Genomic DNA, 16,719 nt, shown 5'->3' with positions numbered 1-16,719 from the left:
GGAAAATGGCTGGATGTAAGCCTTTCCAGTGTGATTGTTTTTCATTTCATTAAGAAGTAAAATTATTGTAATGAATATGTTTAAAGGAGAGCGAATTTGTGCTGGAACTTGGTTTTAACGACCCGGAAAGACTGGTCACTGTAGCTCATGCCTTGTCAACGCGCTCTAGGGTGGATATTCTGAGGCTCTTGAACTCCAAGAACTTGAATGTCATTGAAATCGCCGAGAAACTCAAACTTCCTGTTTCGACGGTTGCGAGCAATATCAAAGTGTTGGAAGCGGCCGAGTTAATTAATACGGAATTGCTTCCGGCTTCGCGAGGAGCAATGAAGGTGTGCAGCCGTAATTATGATGATGTTCATTTTGCATTGAATTTGAAAAATTCAGTACCTAAGGGAATTACGCATGTCTATGAAGTCGATATGCCCATCGGCCATTACAGCGATTGCGAAGTATCGCCCACATGCGGAATGGCAAATGCGGACGGATACATCATTAAGGAAGACGAGCCGGCCAGCTTTTACCATCCCAAGCATGTCAATGCTCAGATCATCTGGCTGCGCAAAGGATATTTGGAATATTTAATGCCGATGGATATTCCGGCCGGAGCTCGCATCGAATCGCTCGAACTGTCCATGGAGATGTGTTCGGAGGCCCCGAATTATGACCAAAACTGGCCTTCGAACATTTCCGTGTGGGTCAATGGCGTGGAGATCGGCATGTGGACAAGCCCCGGCGATTTCGGGGATCGGCGCGGCAAGCTGAACCCGAATTGGTGGTACGATTGGGCCACGCAGTACGGGTTTCTCAAGACTTGGCGGGTCGATCATGAGAAGACGACGCTGGATATGGAGAAAGTATCGGGCGTTACATTGGCTGAGCTGAATCTTTCCGAGAGTCCCAAATTGCGGTTGCGTATCGGCATCAAGCCCGATGCCGTCAATCAAGGAGGGCTGAATCTGTTCGGCCGCCAGTTTGGAGATCACGAACAGAATATCATCATGCAGGTAAAATATACGATGGATCAGGATGGGGAAGACCTTTAATCATGCTTTGTATAAGTGGCCGAAGGCTTAGCTGCTGCCGAAGAATAGGCAAGTCCAGCGGCAGCTTGTTGGCGGAGAGGTTTCCCGTTTTTTTATAAAGGAAAAAGTGGCAGTGCAGAAGGTTTTTCTGTGCTGTCACTTTTTTTGTTTACCGTCAGAAGTAGTCGGAGTAAATCGCGACTCCTTATCGATTGAGGATCATTTCCATAAGAAGAGCCCATTCTTTTCCCGGTTTACATTCCGTTTAAATAGGGGTGCTACGATTCAAGCATCATCCATTAGCAAAGAGGAGGAAATCATAATGGAGCATGTATACAGAAAGAAAATAGAGCCTAACCCTGGCGACTTGGCCGTTGAGGCTTACGGGTTGGTCAAAACATTCGGCGATAACCGTGCCGTGGATGGCGTGGATCTGAATGTGCGTACCGGAACGATCTATGGTGTGCTTGGTCCGAATGGGGCAGGCAAGACGACCACCATCCGGATGCTGGCGACCTTGCTAAGGCCGGATGCCGGTACGGCCCGAATCTTCGGACACGACGTGCAGACGGAATCGCAGGTCGTCCGTCAGTTGATCGGGGTAACCGGTCAATATGCGTCGGTGGACGAATCGCTCAGCGCTACGGAGAATCTGATTATCTTCTCCCGTTTGCTAGGTCTGGGGCGTACGGAGGCACGGCGCAAGGCGGGTGAGCTGCTTGAGGAATTCGGTTTGTCGGAAGCCGCGAAGCGGCCGCTAAAAAATTTCTCCGGCGGGATGCGGAGAAGACTGGATCTGGCGGCAAGCCTGATCGCCCAGCCGCCGCTCATCTTCCTGGATGAACCGACGACGGGGCTTGACCCGCGTACGCGTTCCCAGATGTGGGATACGATCCGCCGATTGGTGAATACCGGTTCAACGGTATTGCTGACCACGCAGTATCTGGAAGAGGCGGACCAACTGGCTGACCGGATCGCCGTTATCGATTACGGCCGGGTTGTGGCCGAGGGGACGGCCGATGAACTGAAGATGTCGGTAGGCACTTCCTCGCTGCATTTGACCGTCCAGAATTTACAGGACATGGATCGCGCCCGCCATACCGTGGAACAAGTGCTCAAAGTCCATGCTAATGTATCGCCGGAAGCCGGAAAGATAACGGCGCCGATGGCTAATGCGGGTCTTGTTACAGATCTGTTGATCGAGCTGCGCGCGGCAGGAATCGGCTTGTCCGAGATGAGCGTGCAGAAGCCGACTCTGGATGAGGTGTTCCTGACGATCACCGGTCACGGCGTGAAGGAAGACGCTGCCCAAGGGTCTTATGAATCCACTGAGAGAGAGGTGACACGGGTATGAGCAGCACTATGATTAAGCCTGGTACGGAACGTCAGCTTAAGAACCGCACGAGTTTCGGTCAGACGATCCGGAACTCGTTGACGATGGCCTACCGCGGGCTGCTGAAGCTCCGGCGCACGCCCGAGCAGTTGTTTGACGTCACGTTTCAGCCCATTATTTTTACGCTGATGTTCACCTATATTTTTGGGGGCGCCATCTCCGGCGACGTGGCGAGTTATTTGCCCGTTATCATTCCCGGCATCCTCGTCCAGACCGTGATTACGACCTCCGTCGTCACAGGCGTTCAGCTGCGCGAGGATATGGATAAAGGCGTATTCGACCGATTCAAATCGCTGCCAATTGCGCGCATCGCACCGCTGGCGGGTGCCCTGCTGGCAGATACGATTCGTTATACGATTGCAACCGTGCTTACCTTTACGATGGGATATATTATGGGATATCGGCCCGAGGGCGGCTTGGGTTACGTTGCTCTTGCCGGATTGGTCGTCATTTTGTGCTCATGGGCCATCAGCTGGATCTTTGCTTTCTGCGGCGTGATTGCAAGATCCGCCTCCGGCGTGCAGGGGATTTCGATGATCGTGCTGTTTCCGCTTACGTTTCTATCCAACGCGTTTGTGCCGGTGGATACGATGCCGGGCTGGCTGCAGTGGTTCGTTAATATGAATCCGATCTCGCATCTTGTGACAGCCGTTCGGGATCTCACCAACTCTGGCACCGTGGGCTGGGATCTCACGATATCCTTGGTCGGCGCCGCGGTCATCGTGGCGATCTTTGCTCCCATTACGGTTCGTGCGTACATGCGCCGCACCTGATACCTAGAAGGTACGGCCAACATGTCCACTTATGTCCGGGCGAAGTTGGTCATCCATCCGAAACGCAGTTGACATCGAATTGCTAATTCACTATACTGTCTGTAATCTTATAAGCGACATACGTTGAAAGAGCCCAGTAGCAGCTTGGTCCCTGTTCTAGAAAGCCGGGGGATGATGGAACCCGGTACACACCAAGGCGGCGAATTACACTCTGGAGTATCTCGGGTAATGCCGAGCGGAAGCGGCGAACGATATCTCGTCTAATGAGCGGCATGAATGACGCGCGGCAAGCGCGCAGAGCATTCGTGCAATCTGGGTGGTAACACGGTTAATAATCGTCCCTATGTCTATAACAGACAAGGGGCGATTTTTTGTTTTTCAACGAGTGGGACGTTTCGTTATAAGGACATTATTGAATTGAAGGAGTGTTAACACTGTGAATATTATCGACGAACTGGAATGGCGCGATGCGATCAACCAACAGACGGATGCCGAAGGCCTTCGGGAGCTTACGAATGAAAAATCCATCTCGCTGTACTGCGGCGTGGATCCAACGGGCGACAGCATGCATATCGGTCACCTGATTCCCTTCATCATGCTCAAACGCTTTCAGCTTGCCGGCCATCGTCCGGTCATTCTGATCGGGGGCGCGACCGGCACCATCGGCGATCCAAGCGGACGCCAAACCGAGCGCTCGCTGCAGACGCTGGAGCAGGTTCAGGCTAACGTTGACGCGTTGACCGGACAAATGAAAAAGCTCTTCGTGACGGAGGGCGACAATCAGATCCGCATGGTTAACAACTACGACTGGACGCATAAGATCAACATTATCGAATTCTTGCGCGATTACGGGAAAAACTTCAGCATTAACTCGATGCTGGCGAAGGACGTGGTTGCGAGCCGGCTTGACAGCGGGATTTCGTTCACGGAATTCTCTTACCAAATCCTGCAGTCGGTTGACTACTTGCACCTGTACCAGCATGAGGACGTGCAGCTGCAAATCGGTGGATCGGACCAATGGGGCAACATTACCAGCGGCCTGGATCTGATCCGGAAGAAGGAAGGACCCGAGGCAAAAGCATTCGGCTTGACTATTCCGCTCATGCTGAAGGCCGACGGCACGAAATTCGGCAAAACGGCCGGCGGTGCGATCTGGCTCGACCCGAACAAAACAACGCCATTCGAGTTCTACCAGTTCTGGGCGAACACCGACGACCGCGACGTTGTGAAATACTTGAAGTACTTCACGTTCTTGACCAAAGAGCAAATTGACGAGTTGGCCGAAAAGGTGCAGAGCGAGCCGCATAAACGCGAAGCGCAAAAAATGCTGGCTGAGGAAATGACGAGATTCGTGCACGGCGAAGAGATGCTGGAGCAGGCCAAGCGCATTACGGCCGCTCTGTTCAGCGGCGATATTAAATCCCTCACGGCCGATGAGATCGAGCAGGGCTTCAAGGAGATGCCGACATTCGAAGCAACGCCGGAAACGAAGAATATCGTGGACTGGCTTGTGGATCTGGGCATCGAGCCTTCCAAGCGGCAAGCTCGTGAGGATATTACCAAAGGCGCCATCTCGATGAACGGCGAGCGTATCAGCGACGTCGGTCACGAAGTGACAGCCGATCAAGCGATTGGCGGCCGGTTCATCATCATCCGCAAAGGCAAGAAAAACTACAGCTTGGTGAAAATGTCCTAGAAGACGGTGTAACCATCAGGGAGAAGGGTCTCCCGGGACAGACCACCTGATAAAAGCCGCTAAACACGTTTCATGTGCTTAGCGGCTTTCACATTATGAGGGTAGCCAGATTCTTCTGGTTGGCCTTTTTACTATAGATGAGAAAGAATAATTTCGGAGGCTTACCCTCCTGATCTCGCTAGAAAACATTTGCTATATGCGGTCTGTCTTCAGAGAAAACACGTCGATTAGCGTTTTTTTATTTGGAAGTTTCTCTCTTTTAATAGGATAATATCTGTAGTGTTAAAGGAGGTAGATGATACCATGAACATTCAACTGAAGACCGAGCTATGCGAGCGATTCCAAATCCGCTATCCGCTCTTTCTGGCAGGAATGGCCGGGGGACCGACGACAGTTGAGCTGGTCGCCGCCGTATCCAACGCAGGCGGACTCGGCACGCTGGGTGCGGCTTATATGGAGCCGGCTGCCATTCGTCACAGCATTCAGGAGATCCGCAAGCGGACGGATCAGCCTTTTGCCGTCAACCTGTTTGCGCCCAGTGCCCCGGATCGCCAAGAGCGAATCGGAGAAGTTCAACAGCAATTAAATCGGATGCGGGATGACCTTGGCATCCCCCATGCGGGCAAAGATCACGTAACAACCCCGGATTGGTTCGAGCAGCAATTCGCGGTTCTGATCGAAGAGAAGGTGCCCCTGATCAGTACGGCATTCGGGATTCTGGATGAGCCTCATATGCAGCAAGCGAAAGCGGCTAAACTTCTGGTTGTTGCGATGGCAACCACAGTCCGCGAAGCCATGCTGGCTGAGCAGGCAGGGTGTGATGCCGTCGTTGCTCAAGGCAGCGAAGCGGGCGGACACCGAGGAACGTTTGATATTTCGGAGCACCCGATGGGTGCCCAAATCGGAACGTTTGCTTTGGTACCGCAAATCGTGGATCGCGTCAAGATCCCCGTGATTGCCGCCGGCGGCGTGATGGATGGACGCGGCCTCGCCGCTTCGCTTGTTCTTGGAGCCCAAGGCGTTCAGATGGGGACGCGATTTCTGACGGCGGTTGAATCGGGTGCGCATGAGGTTTACAAGCAAGCGCTGCTTCGGAGTACGGAAGAGAGCACGGTGATCACCAAAGCGTTCTCGGGACGGCCTGCAAGGGGAATCCGCAATACATTCATCAGGCAATGGGACGAGAGCGGCATAGAGCCGCTGCCTTTTCCTACGCAGAATACGGTAACTCGTGACATACGAAACGCCGCCAATCTCCAAAACAATCCGGAGTATATGTCAATGTGGGCGGGTCAAGGCACAAGAGGGCTGACTTCGGGCCAAACGGCAGCGGATATTGTTGCCGAGACGATCCGGGAAGCGCTGTTGATCTGCCCATTTCTTCGTGAATCCGATCATTAGAGATGTGAGCGGATTACGCAATGCGCTTAGGAAAACATGAAGCAGCAGGCTGCCTAAGGAAAAACCTTGAGGTGGCCTGCAATTATTTTGCTAGAAGCCGTACGTATCTCCGCCTTCGCCGCTCCACGTCATCTCCACAAAGGAGGACGGATTGGAAGAAGTCGCTGTTTTGGAGCCGGAAGCGTATAGTCCTCCTGCAACGCCGGTCATTGTGTAGTCGGTATATAATTTGTTCGACGTATAGTTCGTGTAAATCATCGCTCCCGAAATATTGGATGCGGTTACGTTCTTAAGCTCCAGATTGCTTCCGTAGGACACCCCGTCCGAGGCCGTGGTTTTGCTTGTTCTGAACGCCTGGCCCGTGGCCGCATTGTTTTTGACCGTGGTGTTGATGATCTGTACGTCATTGGCCCGCATGAATATTCCGTTGTTGCCTACGGTCGATTCCGGTACCGTATTTTGAAAATCAACCGTGCTGCCGATCACTTTGACATGATGCGTGCCCTCTTTAAAATCAAAGCCGTCGTTTTTGGTCTGTATGGCGCTGCAATTCAGGAACGTAATATAACCGCTTCGATCCGGACTCGGCAGTGTGGTCCAGTTCTGATCGGCATCTCCTACATAGAAACCCTCGCCGAATTTCCCGCCTTGCCCCGCGCTTTGTGCGGTACTGTTCGAGACAAGCCAGTACTGGCTGTTTTTGCGAATCTTGAACGCTTCTGCCGTCGTATTTTTAACCGTTACGTTGGTAACGTAGCCGTGAGAGGCCTCAATCAGCAGGCCTTTGTTTGATTTGGAATTGGAGTTAATCGTCACATTCTCCAGCTTATAATAGCTGTTCTTGATATGAAAAGCCGTATTGCCTGCCGATGCGGTGAAATGGAATGTGGCTCCGCTGCCCGTGCCGCGAATTGTGATGTAATTGCCTGACGATCCGTCCCTGGAGGTTGCAATGGTTCCATCCGACACCGAGTAGGTTCCGGATACTTCGATAATGTCACCGGGATTCGCGCTGGCTAAGTAGCTCCGCAGCGTCGCGACGTCACCGGCCGGGACCGTTTTGGTTGCCGCCTTTACAATATGGCCAGGGTAGAATGCAAATACAAGCATGAAGCAAAATAAGAATACCATGCCAAACTTGAATGATGGCTTGATCATCAGGAAACCTCCTCGCTATTTTGGACACTATTCATCGTGTAGTCGCATTTGTTGCCTTATGTTCTTTCTGTACGAAACACATCACCTCACTTAACAGGGATCAGAATCATTGTTTAAGCGCTCTAATTATAATCCAATCCGAAAACCACATTGCTGATTGAAAATATCATAATTTCGTCTGCATTCGATACTGATGAGGCGTCAAGCCGTACTTTTTTTTGAACATGGTGATAAAATACGAGGGGTAGTTGAATCCGGTCTGTTTACTGACCTCTTCTATTGTCAGAGAAGGCAGGCCAAGAAGCGTTCTGGCTTCATCCAAACGCTTGTTGTTCGTATATTCGATGATGGTCATGCCCATCTGCTCTTTGAACAGCTTGGACAAATAACTGGGGGAGAAATGAAGGTCCGCAGCCATTTCGTTAATCGTGAAGGATAGATAATAGTGCTTGCCAATCCATTCTACCATGGAGCCGACAGGCCCGATCGAATCAGCGGCTGTATGATACTTGAAGCCCCCGTTACGATCCGGAGGATAAATATGGCTATTGAAGTAGGTAAAGAAATGAAATAAAAACAAGGCAACAACTTCCTTCTGAACCTTTCGCGGAACGCTGGCCAGCATCTCATGCAATTGCAGAAATTGATTTTCCAAATATAAAGCATCCTTGGACGCCAGATGAAATGCCTGATTGGACCACGGATGCTCCAACAATTGTGAAACAGCGGTTGTCAGCTGCGGGAGTGCGGTGAGGAAACGCTCGATGACGGAAGCTTTGATTTTCAGCAGGCTGCGAATGTAATTCGGCGGTACGATGACTTGAATTTGGTGAATTTGAAAAGGCTTAATCAACACCAAGGTGCCGGGCTTCAGCGTGTACGTTTGATTATTGACGATATATCTTCCGGCACCTTCATGAATGTACAGGATCTCCAACCCTTCATGATAATGAAAATATTCCACCGGCTCAGTATGTACGCTTCGATAGTTGAACAGATACAGATTGTCACGCCAGGGAATCGAATGGTGAATTTTCATCTGAAACCTCCTTTTGCATGAATGATAGGGATGGTAGGATCAATTACAGGGCCTCAAGCATTTCGGATACATCGTATGCCTAACCCTTCAAATCATGCTTTCTTGATATTCAACCCTAAGCGAATGGATTTAACGTACAAGAGGGAATTCCGGGAAGCCGTCGAACACTTTATCATAATATATATGTTGAAAAATGCTGCAATGACGGCATAACGGGGGTTATGATGACCACGCCTATTTTGTCTACAAAACTGTATATACCTTCTCCCCGATCAAAGGCTGTTCTTCGTCCCCGCTTGATCGAGCGTTTAAACGAGGGGCTGCAGCTGCATCGTAAGCTGACTATGATTTCCGCCTCTGCAGGCTGCGGTAAAACCACGCTGCTCAGCCAATGGATCGAAGGCTCCCCGCTGCCCGCCGCCTGGTTGTCATTGGAGGAGGGAGACCGTGAGCCGGCAAGATTCCTGGCTTATCTTGCGGCTGCCCTGCAAACCATCGGGGTTGATATCGGAGAGGGCGTCATGAGCAAACTTCAAACTCCGTCCCCTCTCCCTCTGCCGGTCGAAGCTATCGTCACGGCCATCCTTAATCACATTGCGGTCCTACCGGACCGTTTCATTCTGGTTCTTGATGATTACCATGTGATGGATTCCAAACCGATCGACAGCACTCTGGGCTTTCTCATTGAGCGGATGCCGCCGCAGATGCATATGGTTATCGCCAGCCGCCAGGATCCCGATCTGCCCTTGGCCCGGATGCGTGCCCGGGACCAGTTAACGGAAGTGCGGACATCGGACTTGCGCTTCACATTCACTGAAACCGCTGAGTTCATGCGCCACGTCATGGGACTGGATTTGTCAGCGGAGGATGCAGCGCTCCTCGAATCCCGTACGGAGGGCTGGATTGCCGGCCTGCAGTTAGCGGCGCTGTCCTTGCAGGGCCATCAAGACGCGGCCACCTTCATCCGATCCTTCGGCGGCAAGCACCGTGATGTACTGGACTATCTGGTTGAAGAAGTGCTGCAGCAGCAGCCTGATGGCATTCAGGATTTTTTGCTGTACACCTCCATTCTTGACCGGCTGTGCGGTTCATTGTGCGAATACGTTCTTCGGAGCGAAGGGCGTGATTCTCCGTTGAACGCCATCTCCGGGCAAGAGACCCTGGAGTACCTGGAGCGCGTTAACCTGTTCATTGTTCCACTCGACAAGGAGAGGCGCTGGTACCGATATCACCACCTGTTCACGGATGCGCTGCGGCAGCGTCTATCTCGAAAGGGCACTTCTGCGGTTGGAGGAGAGAGGGATGTATCCGAATTGCATCGTCGTGCAAGTGAATGGCATGAACGTCATGAACTTCTACTGGAAGCTTTTCACCATGCGATTGCCGCGAAGGATGTGGATCGGGCCGCACGTCTGATTGAAGGGGAGGGGATGCCCCTGGTTTTCCGTGGAGCGATAAGCCCTGTGCTCCATTGGCTGGATTCCTTGCCTAAAGAGGAATTGGATGCAAGGCCCGCATTAAACGTCATGCATGCTTCTGCGATGTTAATGGTTGGCCAAATGACCGGTATCGAACCTAAACTTCAAGCCGCCGAGACCCACCTGCATGCTGCGGAGGACGATTATACCCGGGATCTTATAGGGCATATCGCCTCTATACGTGCCACCCTTGCTGTTAGCAAACATCAGCCTGAAACCATCATGGCCCAATCGCGCCAGGCTTTGGAATTCTTGAATCCGCATAATCTGCCTGTCCGCACTGCCACGATATGGACGCTGGGATACGCCTACCAGCTGCAGGGAGATCGGGCCGCGGCTGGCAAGGCGTATCAGGACGCCGTAACCGTCAGTCAGAAGATTGGGCACATCATGATCAACATGATGGCGACGCTCGGACTCGGAATCATTCAGGAAGCGGAGAATCAGTTATATGTTGCGGCCGAGACGTATCGGCGCGTTCTGGATTTGGCAGGTGATCCTCCACTGCCGGCAGCATGCGAAGCGCATCTGGGCCTGGCCCGAATATGCCGTGAGTGGAATGACCTGAATGGTGCTGAACAGCATGGGCAGCAGGCCCTCTACTTAGCCGGGCAGTTCGAGCATACAGACAGGGTCGTGGCCTGCGAGGTGTTTCTCGCGAGGCTGAAGCTTTCACGGGGAGCAGTGACCGAAGCGGTTGCTATGTTAACCAAGGCGGATCACTTCGCCCGTCAGCATCATTTCGCGAATCAGCTGCCCCATATTGCCGAGGGACAGGTGCTTGCCATGCTGCAGCAAGGAAATGTCCGTTCAGCGTCACAGCTTGCGCAGAAGTTTGACCTCAAGCTCAGCCAAGCCAGAGTGCTGCTCGCACAGGGGGATACGGCATCAGCATTGGTAATACTTGAACATTTACGAGCAGATATGGAAGTTAAGGGATGGGCGGACGAACAGCTCAAAGTGAAGGTGCTGCAGGCTTTGTCCCTTCAAGCCCAAGATGAGAAGCTGAAAGCCGCACAGATTATTGTGGATGTGCTGGGGATGAGCGAGCCGGGCGGTTTCATCCGGTTGTTTATCGATGAAGGGCAGCCGATGCGGGAGCTGATCCACGCAGCAGCTTTGAACAAACGTAGGCAGAATATAGACAAACCGAAGCAGAGGTTCTTTAGAGGAGCGACAGACAAACCGAAGCAGGAGCTGGTAAGGGAAGATGTAAACAAACCGAAGCCGGTGATAATTGGAGAAGCTGTAGACAATCCCATGCACGACTATCTGGAGCGATTGCTGGATGCGTTTGAAGCTGAAGGGCTGGAACGTGGAGTCCCATCAGTAATCGTTCCGGGAGTTGTTCAGCCCGCGGATTCTCTGGTTGAGCCGCTAAGCCGGCGGGAATTGGAGGTTCTGCGTCTTATTGCCGATGGACTATCGAATCGTCAGATTAGCGAGCGGCTTTTTGTTGCGCTCAGCACTGTGAAAGGGCATAACCGGACGATTTTCGATAAACTTCAGGCCACGCGCCGTACCGAAGCTGTAGCGCGCGCACGAGAGTTGGGTATATTGTAGGCGACGTTCGCAGAATAGAGATTGCATCCATAACTGTAATCCTTCAAATATGTCTGATCATGAGAAAACCATACTGCTGTTCATGAGAAAACCATACTTAAGTATCTATGTTCCGGTACCCGACGGCAGATATACTGATTGCAAATGCAGGTTTGGAGGAAGCCCATGAAAGCAATGGTATGCACCGCTTATGGATCACCGGATGTGTTAAAGCTGCGAGAGGTAGAGAAGCCTATCCCAAGGGAGCGCGAAATTCGGATCAAAATTTACGCCACCACCGTCAATTCGGGGGATTGCCGAGTACGGGGATTTCGCAGTCCTCTTTTGTATAAGATTCCCATGCGATTGGTGCTGGGTCTGAGAAAGCCAAGACGACCGATACTCGGGGTGGAGCTGGCGGGGGAAGTAGAAGCGATAGGCAAGGATGTTACGCGATTCAAGGTAGGCGATCAGGTCTTAGCATTCAGGGGAATGCGATTCGGCACGTATGCCCAGTATATCTGCATGCGCGAAGACGCGTTCTTGCTGCTGAAGCCCGATCATGTGACTTATGACGATGCCGCCGCCGTATCTTTTGGAGGAACAACGGCCCTGCATTTTCTTAGAAAAGGGAGCATCCGGCAGGGGCACAAGGTTCTGATTTATGGAGCGTCCGGTGCGGTGGGGACGTTAGCCGTACAGCTTGCTAAGCAGCACTATGGAGCAGTTGTTACCGGCGTTTGCAGTACCGTGAATGTGGGGCTGGTGAGGTCGCTCGGAGCCGATCAGGTCATTGATTATACAAGAGAGGATTTTACCACATGCGGAGTGCGATACGACATCATCCTGGATGCGGTCGGTAAACTGCCGAAATCCAGATGCAAGCATTTGCTCACCCCGGGCGGGAGCTATGTAACCGTTGAAGGGCAAGGGGTAGCCAAGGTGCTGATGGAGGATCTGAGATTGCTTGCGGAGCTGCTGGGAAAAGGGAAGATCAAGCCGGTCATCGACAGAAGGTATGCATTGGAGCAAATGGCTGAGGCGCACCGGTACGTGGATGAAGGACGCAAGAGGGGCAGCGTTGTCATCACGGTGGGGCATGATCATTGAGGAAAAGTCATCATTCACGGCGGGGCATGATTATGACAGCAGATGAAGCAAGGCATCATTTAAGGATCTAGACAGCCATCCACGGATATAGACAGACATTCAAGCATGCCCCTGACCACTCACCGTGCGGACACAAGTAGCAGTGCCACACGAGGTACTCATTTACTAGCCGATCCTGCAGAGGATCGGCTTTTCTCATCGGAATGAGGGGAATCGGTGATTATCATCGGAATTAGAGCAGGAAGAAATCTCTGAGCCTTCTATTAGGAAGTGATATATAATGTGATCACATGAATGAAATGAATTCCAAGGGAAGGGCTGCTGCACACGATGTCTAAAGCCGATAATATGCTGGCGATGCTATGGCTGCTGAAATCGCGAAGAAGAATGACCGCTAAACAACTGTCGGAGGAGCTGGGCGTACATATCCGGACGGTTTACCGGTGCATTGACGCGCTTTGCATTTCCGGCGTGCCTGTCGTATCCGAGATTGGGCGCGATGGAGGCTACTCCATCCCGGAGCATATCAAGCTGGAGCCGCTGTTTTTTGAGGCCGATGAGCAAAAGGCGCTTCTTCATGCAGCCGCATTCGCACGGGAAGCGGGTTATCCGTCCGAAGAGCCGCTCAATCGAGCCGTTTCCAAAATCAAACGATATACGAATCCGGAGCAGCTGGAGCGTTTGGAGCGTCACGAAAACAGTATTGAGGCCATCCATCCCCCTACAGCTTCTTCGCTTACCAGGATGCTGCATGAGATCGAGGCGGGGGTCGACCGGCAATCCAGTCTTGAGATGAGCTACACTACAGGCTATGACGGTATGAAACAAACACGTATCCTGGATCCCTACGGACTCGTCCATTGGAAAAGCAAATGGTATGCGGTGGGTTATTGCCATCTGCGCGGCGAAATTCGCTGCTTCCGTGTCGACCGTATGAGCGATATCCGGCATACCGACAACACGTTTGATCGTCCGGCGTCGTTTTCCCCGCGGGAGTATGTATTGGAGAGCTTACTGTCGGGGCAAGGTACCGAATCCAATCCTCATTTGGTTTCCGTGCATATCCAGGGAATCCCTCAAGCTTTGGATGATTTATGTTCGCATTGGCTGCTTAGTCAAGCCCTCGTCGAACGTACGGCGGAGGATGCGGTGTTCAGGCTGGATGAGCATACGTTATACACGCAAGTTGCCTACTACCTTTTGTCGTTTGGCGGGAAGATTCGAATCATCGGGCCCGAGGAACTGAAATCAGGCATGATCGACATTGCAGAGTCCCTACTTAAATATTATCAATCGTGAATACAAACACTGACCTTCTTTGTCAGTGTTTGCATTATATAATGAACTTCATCAGATAGCGTCAGGGAGGAGAGGGCATGATGGCAGGCTCTATTTTTAAACAAGAAGTGATGAAGGTAACGGGACGTTCTTGGGAAGAATGGATCGTGGTCCTTGGGCAGGAAGTGGGCCCGCTCTGGTCCCATGAGCAGATCCGAAACCATATCGTTGAGGAGTATCGGGTATCCGAGGAATGGGGCGAATGGATCGCCGTCATGTATGAGCAGATCATGGGGCGGGTGCCGGTTGGCGTATCCAAAGATGCCGGGGTACAGATCGGGGTCAGGAAGACGATGGCCGTGGCAAAAGAGAGAGTTTGGGATTTCCTCATGTCTTCTGAGGGACTGTCGTTATGGATCGGAGATGTCCCATCCCTGGAGCTTCGGGTTGGGCATGAATATGAGTCAAAGGAAGGCGTGTCTGGCAAAATTACGGTGGTCGTACCTTACCATAAACTGCGCCTGACTTGGAAACGCAAGGAGTGGGACAACCCATCCCGGCTGCAAATCTATGTGTTGTCCACGAATACGGGAAAAACAACTATCGCGATTCACCAGGAGATGCTGGATGACGTTTATATGAGAGAGGTCATGAGGCGTTATTGGGATGAGATGCTGACAGCGCTTCAAAATCAGGCGGAGGTGGCAAGATGAACAGATTCAGTCATATGCATCCGAGGGTGAATCGGATCTAAAGGTGAATCAACGGATTGAATTTGATGGATGGATTGTATCTATGATGTTTGTATCGATCACCGGATTAATTGATAGGCAGATTGTATCCGCAGGGGTAGATATGTTGCCCGAGGAATACCAGGCCGCAGCATGACCGTATTGATTGTCGCGACGTTATGAGGACCGAGGTTCCGCTATTACATCTCGGTTGGTGGGTTTTGGTCAATATGAGGACACCCGATCCGCTATTACATAGAGAATGGCGATAATTCGAGGTATTTAAAGTAAATAGCGGATTCTGAGTCCGGAAGTACGGGTAAAGTGGCTGTTTTTTTCGAAATAACGGATCTAGTGTCCATTAGTTTGTTTAGTCGTCTCTCGGATATCTGTAAGAACTGCAAGAACTGCAAGAACTGCAAGAACTGCAAGAACTGCAAGAACTGATGCATACTCCCGTTAGTTCTGCCGTTACAAGCTGAGTACGGGCTTGCAGTTCATTACAAGCTGCTGAGTTCATAGGTACGGGCTCGTTGTTATTGTCGCACGTTAAGAGGACCGAGGTTCCGCTATTACATCTCGATTGGTGGGTTTTGGGCAATATGAGGACACCCGATCCGCTATTACATAGAGAATGGCGATAATTCGAGGTATTTAAAGTAAATAGCGGATTCTGAGTCCGGAAGTACGGGTAAAGTGGCTGTTTTATTCGAAATAACGGATCTAGTGTCCATTAGTTTGTTTAGTCGTCTCTTGCTTACCTGCAATACCTGCAATACCTGCAATACCTGAAAGAACTGTTGCATGCTCCCGTCAGTACTGCCATCACAAGCGAAGTTTATAGGTACGGGCTCGTTGTTCACCGCTTGCTATGTCCAGTATCTGGAGCTCGACCAGTTTATGCAATAAGCGTCGGGTATGCCGGTCACTCACCCTAAGATGATTCGCGAGTTCTATGGGGGTTATCGGGCGCAGCAATCGCCGCGCAAATCGGACAGCTTCTGCCTCCAGCCAACTTAAGGACGCAGGCACATCTGACGCCACAAATCTCCCGACGAAGGATAAGATGAGTTGCTGGCACAGTTTTGGCTCTTCGACTATGGAGGGGTAGGCAATGGGGAGGAATGTCCAACCATCCAGTGCCAGTAAACAGTGACGGCGGCATAAATCCTTAAACCTCCTTACGTCCAGATCGCGGGCATGCGGGCCGTATCCTTGGATTTCGATGCCACCCCTTGCGTCACTGGGCATATAGGCAAGGTCCAAGTAACGATAACCATTACTGAAATCGCGTACTTCCCATTCCGGATGCAAGTCATTAAAATTACCGATCGCCGGAAACCACACCGAGCGAAGAAACTCGACAGTGCCGTGGCCTAACCCTTTATGAAGGATTTCGAGCCTGCGGGGATTCCTTTCATTCAAGATATTCGTGTGCATCCAGAGCTCATATTGTTGATCAAACCGTGACATGGTCAATTTTCCTCCTCAGTATTTAGATGGAATGCAATTTTGCTAGAAGATAAAAAAAGCCGCCCCATACAATGCAACCCCAATCTTTTATTGGGGCACTTTGTATAGAAGCGGCGTGTTCTTCACGTCCTTATGATGGCTAGTATAACTCGGGTTTTGCGGATTTAGCAATAGGTATTGCTTACACTTTATGCTTGACAGCGAATTAGTTCCTCCGGTTGGTTTAAAAAGCATATGATCATGTGATCTTCACAAATTTAGGCCAGTTGCACAGCCGCATGCATGTATCAGCAAGTGAAGTAATAGACGAAGAGTAATGATAGGAGAAGGTTGTTCCCACAAAACGTACCACTTAATGTGGTGCGTTTTTGTGTTGAACAAATCATGCGATTGCTGTGTACTCTGACGTGCTTGTCAAACTATGTGTTCTATGCACTTGTCTAATTACAATGGTTTGTTCACGTACAGCGAGTGCTTATCACGCTTGTTGAACTGCGAGTACTTGTATGCTCTATCGCGCTTGTCAAACTGCGAGTGCCCTGTACTCTTTCCATTTGTCGAGCATAACCTCTTAATCGGATGAAATGGCATGGTGTACTTGATGAAAAGTGGTACTTATAGC

The 16,719-nt window shown here is 51.2% G+C and carries 12 protein-coding genes and 1 other annotated feature; of the genes, 9 read left to right on the top strand and 3 right to left on the bottom strand.

What is annotated here, in order from left to right:
* Nucleotides 1-98: 98 nt before the first annotated feature.
* From ABEW73_RS02875 to ABEW73_RS02855, 5 genes are all read left to right on the top strand, one after another.
* Nucleotides 99-1,046, top strand: a complete 948-nt coding sequence (locus tag ABEW73_RS02875) for an ArsR/SmtB family transcription factor (RefSeq protein ID WP_430172109.1) — start codon at nt 99-101, stop codon at nt 1,044-1,046.
* Nucleotides 1,047-1,347: 301 nt separating this feature from the next.
* Nucleotides 1,348-2,379, top strand: a complete 1,032-nt coding sequence (gene tetA(58) / locus ABEW73_RS02870; RefSeq protein WP_430172107.1) for a tetracycline efflux ABC transporter Tet(58) subunit A — start codon at nt 1,348-1,350, stop codon at nt 2,377-2,379.
* The gene (gene tetB(58) / locus ABEW73_RS02865; protein WP_430172105.1) at nt 2,376-3,191 is read left to right on the top strand and encodes a tetracycline efflux ABC transporter Tet(58) subunit B; all 816 of its coding nucleotides are present in this window, start codon (nt 2,376-2,378) and stop codon (nt 3,189-3,191) included. Before tetA(58) ends, tetB(58) begins: the two co-directional genes overlap by 4 nt.
* 114 nt (nt 3,192-3,305) lie before the next feature.
* Nucleotides 3,306-3,537 (top strand) — a binding site (T-box leader).
* Nucleotides 3,538-3,627: 90 nt separating this feature from the next.
* Entirely contained in the window at nt 3,628-4,887 is a 1,260-nt protein-coding gene (gene tyrS, locus ABEW73_RS02860; protein WP_100538678.1) for a tyrosine--tRNA ligase, read from the top strand.
* A 303-nt stretch (nt 4,888-5,190) separates the two neighbouring features.
* Entirely contained in the window at nt 5,191-6,288 is a 1,098-nt protein-coding gene (locus tag ABEW73_RS02855; protein WP_430172103.1) for an NAD(P)H-dependent flavin oxidoreductase, read from the top strand.
* 90 nt (nt 6,289-6,378) lie between these two features.
* Here ABEW73_RS02855 and ABEW73_RS02850 read toward each other — a convergent pair whose 3' ends face one another.
* Nucleotides 6,379-7,446: a hypothetical protein gene (locus tag ABEW73_RS02850; protein WP_430172101.1), complete on the bottom strand. Its 1,068-nt coding sequence runs from the start codon at nt 7,444-7,446 to the stop codon at nt 6,379-6,381.
* Nucleotides 7,447-7,612: 166 nt separating this feature from the next.
* Nucleotides 7,613-8,485, bottom strand: coding sequence for an AraC family transcriptional regulator (locus ABEW73_RS02845; RefSeq protein ID WP_430172099.1), 873 nt, complete (start codon nt 8,483-8,485; stop codon nt 7,613-7,615).
* 224 nt (nt 8,486-8,709) lie between these two features.
* Between ABEW73_RS02845 and ABEW73_RS02840 the strand changes: the two genes are divergently transcribed.
* From ABEW73_RS02840 to ABEW73_RS02825, 4 genes are all read left to right on the top strand, one after another.
* Nucleotides 8,710-11,526 carry a LuxR C-terminal-related transcriptional regulator gene (locus tag ABEW73_RS02840; RefSeq protein ID WP_430172096.1) on the top strand — a complete coding sequence of 939 codons (2,817 nt, stop codon included), beginning with the start codon at nt 8,710-8,712 and terminating at the stop codon, nt 11,524-11,526.
* A gap of 165 nt (nt 11,527-11,691) precedes the next feature.
* The gene (locus ABEW73_RS02835) at nt 11,692-12,615 is read left to right on the top strand and encodes an NAD(P)-dependent alcohol dehydrogenase (protein WP_430172094.1); all 924 of its coding nucleotides are present in this window, start codon (nt 11,692-11,694) and stop codon (nt 12,613-12,615) included.
* A 330-nt stretch (nt 12,616-12,945) separates the two neighbouring features.
* Complete coding sequence (locus ABEW73_RS02830; RefSeq protein ID WP_430172092.1) at nt 12,946-13,914, top strand: helix-turn-helix transcriptional regulator; 969 nt, start codon at nt 12,946-12,948, stop codon at nt 13,912-13,914.
* Between the two features lie 80 nt (nt 13,915-13,994).
* Entirely contained in the window at nt 13,995-14,606 is a 612-nt protein-coding gene (locus tag ABEW73_RS02825) for an SRPBCC family protein (RefSeq protein ID WP_430172090.1), read from the top strand.
* 843 nt (nt 14,607-15,449) lie between these two features.
* On the opposite strand, the gene ABEW73_RS02820 is transcribed toward ABEW73_RS02825, so the two are convergent.
* Nucleotides 15,450-16,097, bottom strand: a complete 648-nt coding sequence (locus ABEW73_RS02820; RefSeq protein WP_430172088.1) for a transcriptional regulator — start codon at nt 16,095-16,097, stop codon at nt 15,450-15,452.
* Nucleotides 16,098-16,719 lie beyond the last annotated feature (622 nt).

Origin of the sequence: Paenibacillus lautus, assembly GCF_050482385.1 — a bacterium.
Lineage (GTDB): Bacteria > Bacillota > Bacilli > Paenibacillales > Paenibacillaceae > Paenibacillus_AQ > Paenibacillus_AQ lautus_B.
This window is presented reverse-complemented; position numbering and strand designations above follow the sequence as displayed.